Raw genomic sequence first — 2,123 nt, 5'->3', positions numbered from 1 at the left:
TGCATCAGCATATCTTCAAAGTTGAAGCTACCGCCTTTCTGCAATTTTTTCGCCATTTTTTCGGCTTTTTCTTTGTCAACTTTACGTTCTAGTTCTTCGACCAAAGAAAGTACGTCACCCATACCCAAGATACGCTGTGCGATACGCTCAGGATGGAATGGCTCAAGCGCATCAAGCTTTTCACCCATACCCAGGAACTTGATGGGCTTGCCGGTAATTGCACGAACTGAAAGCGCCGCACCACCGCGTGCATCACCATCCGTTTTGGTCAGGATCACACCGGTTAACGGTAAGGCATCATTAAAGGCTTTGGCTGTATTCGCCGCATCCTGACCGGTCATTGCATCGACTACGAACAGGGTTTCAGTTGGCTTAATTGCAGCATGCAGCTCTTTAATCTCGTCCATCATGTCATCATCGACATGTAAACGACCTGCAGTATCGACAATTAAAACATCAGCAAACTGGATTTTTGCCTGTTCAATGGCACGGTTAGCAATATCAATTGGTTTTTCATTGGCATTCGATTCAAAGAAGATCGCGCCAACTTCACCTGCAACAGTCTGAAGCTGTTTGATTGCTGCTGGACGGTATACGTCGGCAGACACCATCGCCACTTTTTTCTTTTGACGTTCTTGCAAGAAGCGTGCAAGTTTTGCCGCCGTGGTGGTTTTACCGGCACCTTGCAAACCTGCAAGCAGTACAACCACAGGGGGTTTGGCTGCAAGGTCAAGGCTTTCATTGGCCTCACCCATCATTTTGGTCAGTTCGTCATGTACAATTTTGACGAACGCCTGGCCCGGTGATAACTGAGTCATCACTTCTTGGCCCAATGCCTCTTCCTTAACTTTCGCGATGAACTCACGAGTTACAGGTAACGCCACATCGGCTTCAAGAAGTGCCATACGCACTTCACGTAACGTATCTTTAATATTGTCTTCGGTTAGCTGCCCTGAGCCAGTAACATTTCTTAAACTCTGCGTGAGTCGTTCTGTTAAGGTATCAAACATTGCAAAATCCGCTTAAAATAGCCATGAGCAAAAAATTGTTTCTTAAAATAGAAAATTTATGCATAAGATGCTATAGGATACTGTAGTTCGCATCGAATTTATATAAATGAATATTCATCATCCTGAAAAAGGTTTGACATGATTAGCCTGCCCTTGGTTTACACGATCTTAGCATTAATCGCTTATACCACATCTTTCTGGTATCTGTTTATCCACTTAATGTCAAAACGTGATCCCAACCATTGGTTCTTAGGACTTGTACTCGGTTTAGGACTATTGTTGCATGGCGGTGTGCTGTGTAATGATATGCTGACACCTTCCGGCATCAATTATGATGTTTTTGTGCTGATGTCATTTACTTCAGGCTTGATGTTGTTTCTGAGCTTACTGTTTAGTACCTTCCGCCCAATTTTGGCATTGAATTTACTTGGCATACCGGTTGCCGCTATCGGCCTGATTTTAGGTTTTGCCTTAAGTAAACCCAATCAGGTGATTGAACAGCATTCTTTGGGTTTAGACATTCACATTATTTTGTCTTTATCTGCCTATGCGGTTTTGTTGATGGCCACCATTCAAGCCGTGATTTTGTGGTTTCAGAACCGTGAATTAAAGAATAAAACAAAAAGACTGTGGGTCAATTTATTGCCTTCGTTTCAGGCTATGGAATCGTTGCTGTTTGATTTAATCATTACCGGTTTTATCTTGCTGACTTTAGCACTTGTTTTTGGCTTCTTTACCATTGAAAATTTCTTTGCTCAGCACTTAGCGCATAAAACGGCGTTTAGTATTATTTCCTGGTTTGTTTATGGCTCGCTACTGATTGGTCATTACCAGTTTGGCTGGCGTGGTCAAAAAGCCATTCGCTTTACCTTGATTGGTTTCTTCTTACTGGCAGTGGGTTTTATTGGTTCCAAGTTTGTACTAGAAATGATTTTGGGGAAATAGGGCTTTTTTGTTCACTTTGTCTAATTTAAAACGTGGAACAATAATTAAATATTAAGTGCGGAATATAAAGAATCATGAAAATTTTCAAAAGCCAACTTTTTTCAAAGTAGGCTTTTTAAGTAAAAAATGAAATATGTTTACTTAAAAAGCCTACTTTGAAAAAAGTTG

2 protein-coding genes are annotated in these 2,123 nt (G+C 41.3%); one reads left to right on the top strand and one right to left on the bottom strand.

Annotated features, from left to right (window positions below):
• A partial coding sequence (locus B2Y23_RS04180; RefSeq protein ID WP_291369206.1) for a signal recognition particle protein occupies positions 1 to 1,010 on the bottom strand: 1,010 nt, incomplete at its 3' end.
• A gap of 138 nt (positions 1,011 to 1,148) precedes the next feature.
• Here B2Y23_RS04180 and B2Y23_RS04175 point away from each other — a divergent pair.
• Positions 1,149 to 1,955 carry a cytochrome C assembly family protein gene (locus B2Y23_RS04175; protein ID WP_291369204.1) on the top strand — a complete coding sequence of 269 codons (807 nt, stop codon included), beginning with the start codon at positions 1,149 to 1,151 and terminating at the stop codon, positions 1,953 to 1,955.
• Positions 1,956 to 2,123: the final 168 nt, after the last annotated feature.

Source organism: Acinetobacter sp. UBA5934 (assembly GCF_002430855.1).
Taxonomy (GTDB): Bacteria; Pseudomonadota; Gammaproteobacteria; order Pseudomonadales; family Moraxellaceae; genus Acinetobacter.
Note: the sequence above shows the minus strand (reverse complement) of the source record. Positions and strands in the feature narration are given on the sequence as shown.

Coding starts and splice junctions, on each gene's coding strand:
- B2Y23_RS04175 (WP_291369204.1), top strand. CDS start 1,149: ATGATTAGCCTGCCCTTGGTTTACACGATCTTAGCATTAATCGCTTAT.